This window comes from Pedococcus sp. NPDC057267, assembly GCF_042668795.1.
Lineage (GTDB): Bacteria > Actinomycetota > Actinomycetes > Actinomycetales > Dermatophilaceae > Pedococcus.
Map to the genome: position 1 here is coordinate 21,982 of NZ_JBHUYG010000053.1, position 7,155 is coordinate 29,136.

General features: G+C 73.5%; 7 protein-coding genes. 3 read left to right on the forward strand and 4 right to left on the reverse strand.

Translation table 11 applies throughout. From position 1 onward, the window contains the following. Nucleotide 1: 1 nt before the first annotated feature. Nucleotides 2-475, forward strand: coding sequence for a DUF3515 family protein (locus tag ACFUC1_RS12585; RefSeq protein ID WP_379120185.1), 474 nt, complete (start codon nt 2-4; stop codon nt 473-475). Nucleotides 476-565: 90 nt separating this feature from the next. Here ACFUC1_RS12585 and ACFUC1_RS12590 read toward each other — a convergent pair whose 3' ends face one another. Then, a complete protein-coding gene (locus ACFUC1_RS12590; protein ID WP_379120187.1) occupies nt 566-1,699 on the reverse strand; it encodes a D-alanine--D-alanine ligase family protein in 1,134 nt (377 codons plus the stop codon). A 69-nt stretch (nt 1,700-1,768) separates the two neighbouring features. On the opposite strand from ACFUC1_RS12590, the gene ACFUC1_RS12595 reads away from it, so the two are divergent. Continuing rightward, nucleotides 1,769-2,893 (forward strand): trans-sulfuration enzyme family protein, encoded by a 1,125-nt coding sequence (locus ACFUC1_RS12595; protein WP_379120189.1) that lies wholly within the window; start codon nt 1,769-1,771, stop codon nt 2,891-2,893. Nucleotides 2,894-3,056: 163 nt separating this feature from the next. Here ACFUC1_RS12595 and ACFUC1_RS12600 read toward each other — a convergent pair whose 3' ends face one another. Both ACFUC1_RS12600 and ACFUC1_RS12605 read right to left on the reverse strand, forming a co-directional pair. Further along, entirely contained in the window at nt 3,057-4,055 is a 999-nt protein-coding gene (locus ACFUC1_RS12600) for an NAD(P)H-dependent glycerol-3-phosphate dehydrogenase (RefSeq protein ID WP_379120191.1), read from the reverse strand. Next, a complete protein-coding gene (locus tag ACFUC1_RS12605) occupies nt 4,052-4,813 on the reverse strand; it encodes a lysophospholipid acyltransferase family protein (protein WP_379120193.1) in 762 nt (253 codons plus the stop codon). Before ACFUC1_RS12605 ends, ACFUC1_RS12600 begins: the two co-directional genes overlap by 4 nt. 29 nt (nt 4,814-4,842) lie before the next feature. Between ACFUC1_RS12605 and cofC the strand changes: the two genes are divergently transcribed. Then, complete coding sequence (cofC, locus tag ACFUC1_RS12610; RefSeq protein ID WP_379120195.1) at nt 4,843-5,766, forward strand: 2-phospho-L-lactate guanylyltransferase; 924 nt, start codon at nt 4,843-4,845, stop codon at nt 5,764-5,766. A gap of 4 nt (nt 5,767-5,770) precedes the next feature. Here the strand turns inward: cofC and murA are convergent, their stop codons facing one another. After that, entirely contained in the window at nt 5,771-7,102 is a 1,332-nt protein-coding gene (murA, locus tag ACFUC1_RS12615) for a UDP-N-acetylglucosamine 1-carboxyvinyltransferase (RefSeq protein ID WP_379120197.1), read from the reverse strand. Nucleotides 7,103-7,155 lie beyond the last annotated feature (53 nt).

The following is a 7,155-nucleotide window of genomic DNA, read 5'->3' on the forward strand; positions in this document are numbered from 1 at the left end:
CGTGCGTCGCGCCGCGCGGCGGCGCGCGCTCCTCGCAGCCGCCGGCCTCCTGATCCTCGGGACGGCCGGCGCTGTCGTGTATGCCGTGTGGCCGCACGGCGTCGACGTCGCCGTGCCCGACTACCCCGGCACCGGCTGCGACGCCGCCTCCCGCGCCTGGCCGCAGCGCGTGGCCGGCCGCGAGCGCGTGGAGACGTCGCCGGCGTCCGCCCGGACCCGGGCGTGGGGCGACCCCGCCGTCGTCGCCCGGTGCGGCCTGCCCGCGCTCGGCCCGACGACGGACGAGTGCCTCGACGTCGACGGCGTCGGCTGGGTGGTCGAGCGGCTGTCCGACGGCACCCGCTTCACCACGTTCGGCACCGACCCCGCGATCGAGGTGCTCGTCCCGCAGGCGTACACCCCCGAGCCGCTCCTCCTGCCCGCGTTCGGCCCGGCCGCCAAGGCCCTCCCCCAGAACGGCCGCCACTGCACCTGACCCCTCCCACTTGTTGCCACGAGGTGGTCACGGAGGAGCTGGATCGGCCCTCCCGTGACCACGTGGTGGCAACAAGTGGGCTGTGAGGGGCTACCGGAGGCCGACGGGGCGCTCCAGTGCGAGCTGGATGAGCTCGTCGATGAGGTCGCGGTAGGACAGCCCGGTCGCCTCCCACATCTGCGGGTACATCGAGTGCGGCGTGAACCCCGGCATCGTGTTGATCTCGTTGATGACGACGTCACCCGCGTCGGTGTAGAAGCAGTCGACCCGCGCCAGACCCTCGCACCCCAGCGCCTCGAACGCGGCGGCCGCGAGCCGCTGGACCTCCTTGGACACCGCCTCGGGCACGTCCGCCGGGCACGACAGCACCGCCCCGTCGTCGAGGTACTTCGCCTCGAAGTCGTAGAACTCGTGGCCGCCCTCGGCCGTGACCGCGATCTCGCCGACGTGCGACACCCGTGGCCCGTCGGTGCCGCGACCCTGCAGCACCGCGCACTCGATCTCCCGGCCGACGATCCCCTGCTCGACGACGACCTTGCGGTCGTGCTGCCGAGCCACCTCGATGGCGCCCTCGAGCGCCGCGGGGTCGGACACCTTGGAGATGCCCATGCTGGACCCGGCCCGGGCCGGCTTCACGAAGACCGGGTACTTCAGCGCGGCCACGGCCTCCATGGCCGCAGCGGGGTCCCGCCGCCACTGCGCGTCGGTGATGACGACGTACGGACCGACCGGCAGCCCGGCCCCCGCGAAGAGGACCTTCATGTAGTGCTTGTCCATGCCGGCGGCGGAGGCGAGGACTCCCGACCCGACGTAGCGGATGTCGGCCATCTCGAGCATGCCCTGGATGGTGCCGTCCTCGCCGAACGGCCCGTGCAGCAACGGGAAGACGACGTCGACCTCCCCGAGGTCGCGCGGGATCTCCTGCGCCTCGAACGTCGTCAGGGTGCGGTTCGTCGTGGCCAGGGGGACGACGACCCCGGCGCCGCTGTCGGCAGCCACCTCGGGAGTGGCACTGGCGGTGAGCTCGAGCCGCGAGGGGTCGCCGTCGGAGAGCACCCAGTGGCCCTCGCGGGAGATCCCGATCGGGATGACGTCGTAGGTGTCGCGGTCGATCGCGCGCATGACGCCCGCGGCCGTGGCGCACGAGACCGCGTGCTCCGAGGAGCGGCCGCCGAAGACGATGGCGACGCGCGGCTTGCGGGGCGTGGGCTGGTCAGTGGTCATCGCCGACGAGCGTATCCCGCCCGGTGGCCCACGCCGTCACCCGCCGCGCCCCACGCCTACGCTGGCCGCGTGACCTCCCACGACGTCCCCGACGTGCCCGAGTCCCCGGCCCACGAAGCCGCCCACGACGACCTCTCCCCCGCCTCACGTGTGGTCGCGCTCGGGCGCCCGGACCGGGTCCCGGGCGCCGGCGTCAGTCCTCCCCTGGAGCTGTCCTCGACGTATGCCGCCGGCGGACCGCAGGGGTACGCCCGGGGCGGCAACCCGACGTGGTCGGCGTTCGAGGAGGCCCTGGGCAGCCTCGAGGGCGGCGACGCCCTCGTGTTCGCCTCCGGCATGGCGGCCGTGAGCGCCGCCCTGTCCCTGGCGCCCCACGGGAGCACCGTCGTCGCCTCCAAGACGGCGTACAACGGCACCGTCGCGTCACTGCTCGACGCCGAGCGCGACGGCAGCCACGAGGTGCGCTGGGTCGACCTCACCGACACCGCCGCCGTGGTGGCCGCGCTCGACGGCGCCGCCCTGGTCTGGCTGGAGTCGCCGAGCAACCCGCTCCTCGAGGTCGCGGACCTGCCCGCCGTCGCCGCGGCAGCCCGCGAGCGCGGCGTCCTGTCGGTGTGCGACAACACCTTCGCCACGCCCCTGGGCCAGCAGCCGTTGTCGTTCGGCGTCGACGTCGTCGTCCACTCGGTCACCAAGTACCTCAGCGGGCACAGCGACCTCATCCTCGGCGCCACCGTCACCGCCGCCACCGAGACGGGGCGGCCGCTGCACGACCGGCTCGAGCACCACCGGCTGCTCGGCGGCGCCATCGCCGGACCCATGGAGACGTGGCTGGCCCTGCGCGGGCTGCGCACCCTGCACGTGCGGCTCGAGCGCGCCACCGCGAATGCCGCGGCGCTGGCCGAGCGGCTCCACGGCCACCCGTCCGTGGAGCAGGTCCGCTACCCCGGGTTCGGGGCGATGGTGTCCCTCGAGGTCGTCGGCGGGCCCGAGGCCGCCGAGCGCGTCGCGGCGGCCGTCCGGCTGTGGAGCCACTCCACCAGCCTCGGCGGCGTCGAGTCGCAGGTCGAGCGGCGTCGCCGGCACGTCCTGGAGCCCGAGACCACCCCCGAGAACCTGCTGCGCCTGTCGGTCGGCATCGAGGACGTCGACGACCTCTGGCGCGACCTCGACCAGGCCCTGCGCCACGCCTGACCCTGCGCCACGTCTGACCCTGAGCCACCTCCGAGCCGGGGTGGCGGGGATGCCCCGAGGCGAATGGTTGGGCCTGGCAGGAGCACCGGAGCTTGCGGAGGTGCGAGCGGAGATCGCCGAGGGGCGCCCCGCCAGCGCGGCGGTCCGGGAGTCCGGCGTCGGGTCAGTCGGTCTCGTTCTTGAGCTCGCGCTGCATGAGCCTGCCGACGACGTCCTTGGGTGAGCGCCCGTCGTGGACCACGGCCGCCACCTGCTCGATGATCGGCACCCGGACGTCGTGGTCGTGCGCGAGCTGCAGGATCGACTCGCAGGACTTCACGCCCTCGGCCGTCTGCCTGGTGACCGCGACGACCTCGGCGACCGACATGCCCTTGCCGAGGTTGACCCCGAAGGTGTGGTTGCGCGAGAGCGGCGACATGCAGGTGGCGATGAGGTCGCCCACCCCGGCGAGGCCGGCGAACGTCATGACGTCCGCGCCGAGCGCCAGCCCCAGCCGGGTCGTCTCGGCCAGGCCGCGGGTGATGATCGACGCCTTGGAGTTGTCGCCCATGCCGAGGCCCTCGGCCATGCCGACGGCGAGCGCGATGACGTTCTTGACGGCGCCGCTGATCTCGGTGCCGACGACGTCGGTGTTCGTGTACGGGCGGAAGTAGGGCGGGTTCGAGGCTCGCGCCACCATGTCCGCGACCGACTCGTCGACGCACGCGACGACGCTGGCCGCCGGCTGCTTCTTGGCGATCTCGGGGGCGAGGTTGGGGCCGGACACGACGACGATGCGGTCCTGCGGGACGCCACCGGCCTCGTGGATCACCTCGCTCATCCGCTTCGTCGTGCCGAGCTCGACGCCCTTCATCAGCGACACGACGGCCTTGGCGTCGCCGAGGACGTGCCCCCAGGCCGCGAGGTTGGTCCGCAGCGTCTGGGACGGGACGGCCAGGACGACGATGTCGGCTCCGCTGACGGCCTCCTCCGGGTCCGTGGTCGCGGTCACCGTGGGCGGTAGCGCGAGGTCCGGGAGGTAGTCGCGGTTGCAGCCGGCGTTGACCTGGTCGACGGCCTCCTGCCGCCGACCCCACATGCGCACCGGGGTGCCCCCGTCGGCGAGCACGGCGGCATACGCGGTCCCCCAGCTGCCCGTGCCGAAGACCGCTGCGGTGCTCACCGACCACCCCGCTGGGAACGACGGAAGTTGCCGGTCTCGGGGAGCCCGTGGGTGCGGGAGTCGAACCGCTCGGTGGGCGCCTGCTCGCCGCGGATCTGCTCGAGCTGGACGGTGAGTGCGGCCATGATCCGCGAGGTCGCCTCCCGGAGCAGCGTCGAGGTCACCGGCTGGTCGTAGAGGTCGGAGAGGTCGACGGGCGGACCGGCGGTGACGTGCATCGTCTTGCGGGGCAGGAGGCGCGGCTTGCCGCTGTAGGGCGCGAGCAGCTCCTGCGGCCCCCACTGGGCGACCGGGATGACCGGGCAGCGCGTGGCCAGGGCGATGCGCGCGGCACCGGTCTTGCCGACCATCGGCCACAGGTCGGGGTCGCGGGTCAGCGTGCCCTCGGGGTACACGCCCACGGCCTTGCCCTCCTGCACCGCTGCCACGGCCGCGCGGAACGCATCTGCCGCCTTGCCGGTGTTGCGGTAGACCGGGATCTGCTGCGCGGCCCGCAGGATCGCCCCCACGACGGGCACCCGGAACACACCCTCCTTGCCGAGGAAGAACGCCGGTCGCCCGTTGTCGAGCATGAAGTGGGCGAACACGAGGGGGTCGGTGTAGGAGAGGTGGTTCGGTGTCGCGACGAAGCCGCCCTCCCGCGGGAGGTTCTCGGCACCGTGCCAGTCGCGCCGGGTCAGGACCATGAGCAGCGGCCGCAGGATCGCGACGACGGCTCGATAGGCGAACGGCAGCGGGTCACGGCTGCGGGGGGCCACGTGCTCTCCATCTCCGGTGGGGGTTGTGCATGGCATCCTCGCGGGTCGAGGGGTCGGTGTCGAGCGGCCTCGCCAGCACTGGGACGATCGCCCTGATGACCGCATCCCCGCCCTGGCAGCTCGTCGTCCCGGTCAAGGGAGGCCCCGCCGCCAAGACCCGCCTGCACCCGCCGGCCGGCGTCGACCGGGCCGAGCTCGCGCTCGCCCTCGCCACCGACTGCCTCACCGCGTGCGTGGCCGGTATGCCGCACGGCCGCGTCCACGTCGTCACCGCGGACGCCCGGGTGGCGCAGCTCGCGACGACGCTGGGCGCGCGCGTGGTCGCCGATCCCGGTGGCGGCCTCGACGCGGCCGTGCTGGCCGGGCGCGATGCCGCCCTGGCCGCCGACCCGGGTGCGGCCGTCGCGGTGCTGCTCGGCGACCTGCCCAGCCTGCGAGCCGAGGAGCTGCGCGCCGCCCTGCAGGCGGCGTCGGCCCACCCGCGTGCGGTGGTGCCCGACGCCGACGGCACCGGCACGGTGCTGCTCACCGCGGGGCCGGGCGCGGTGATGACGCCGGCCTTCGGCCAGGGTTCGGCGGCGCGGCACGAGGCCGGGGGGCACACGCGCCTGGAGCTGGACCTGCCGCGGCTGCGCCGGGACGTCGACGACGACGCGGCGCTGCGTGCCGCCCGGGCGCTCGGCGTCGGCGCCGCCACGGAGGCCGTGCTGTCGGGCCGTGGCTACGCTGCAGCCATGCAGGCCAGCGTGCACACCTTCGACGAGGAGGACGGGTCGGGGTCCGCCCTGCTCGACGACGGGCGCGAGGTCACCTTCAGCGGGGAGGTGTTCGCGGCCAGCGCGCTGCGGCACCTGCGCCCCGGGCAGCGGGTCAGCATCGACCTCGCCGGCGCCGCTGGGCCGGTGAGCCGCCTGTGGATCGTCGGCATCGGCGACGACCAGACCATCGGCTGACCCGTCAGGCGACCTTGGGGCCGCCGACCTCGTAGTGGGCGCCGAGGGCGTCCAGCTTGTCCGAGAACCGCTCGTAGCCGCGGTAGATGAGGTCGATGCCGTGCACGGTCGACTGCCCCTCCGCCGCGAGCGCCGCGATGAGGTAGCTGAAGCCGCCGCGCAGGTCGGGGACGGTGATCTCCGCGCCCCGCAGGGGCGTCGGGCCCGAGATGACGGCGCTGTGGCGGAAGTTGGCCCGCCCGAACCGGCACGGTGACCCGCCCAGGCACTCGCGGTAGAGCTGGATGACCGCACCCATCTCCGCCAGCGCCTCGGTGAAGCCGAGCCGGTTCTCGTAGACCGTCTCGTGCACGATCGACAGCCCGGTGGTCTGGGTGAGCGCGACGACGAGCGGCTGCTGCCAGTCGGTCATGAACCCCGGGTGGACGTCGGTCTCGAGGACGAGCGACTGCAGGGTGTCCCCCGCGTGCCAGAAGCGGATGCCCTCGTCGTCGATGTCGAAGGCGCCGCCGATCTTCCGGAACACGTTGAGGAACGGCATCATCGCCTGCTGCTGCGCACCCCTCACGTAGATGTCGCCCTTGGTCGCGAGGGCCGCGCAGGCCCACGAGCCGGCCTCGATGCGGTCCGGGATGGCCAGGTGGTCGTAGCCGCCGAGCCGGTCGACGCCCTCGATCCGGATGACCCGGTCGGTCTCGACGCTGATGATCGCGCCCATCTTCTGGAGCACGGCGATGAGGTCGAGGATCTCCGGCTCGACCGCGGCGTTGCGCAGCTCGGTGACCCCGTTGGCCCGTACGGCCGTGAGCAGCACCTGCTCGGTGGCCCCGACGCTGGGGTACGGCAGCTGGATGCGGGTGCCGTTCAGCCCGTTGGGCGCGGTGAGGCGCAGCCCCTCGGGACGCTTCTGCACGTCCGCGCCGAACTGACGGAGCACGTCGAGGTGGTAGTTGATCGGGCGGTCACCGATGCGGCAGCCACCGAGGTCGGGGATGAACGCCTCGCCCAGGCGGTGCAGCAGCGGCCCGCAGAGCAGCACCGGCACGCGGGAGGTGCCGGCGTGGGCGTCGATGTCGGCCACGTGGGCCTGCTCGACGTTGGTGGGGTCGAGCAGCAGCTCGCCGTCGCGGTCGGTCGAGTCGATCTTGACGCCGTGGAGCTCGAGGAGGCCGGAGACGATCTTGACGTCGGAGATCTCCGGTACGCCGCGCAGGCGGCACCGGTCCTCCGCCAGCAGGGCAGCGACCATCGCCTTCGACACCAGGTTCTTGGCACCACGCACCTCGATGTCACCCACGAGGGGGGCACCGCCGTCGACCCGAAGGAAGTTCGCCATGGCGCAAGCATCCCAAACGACGAAGGCGGCCGGCACCCCGAGGGGTGCCGGCC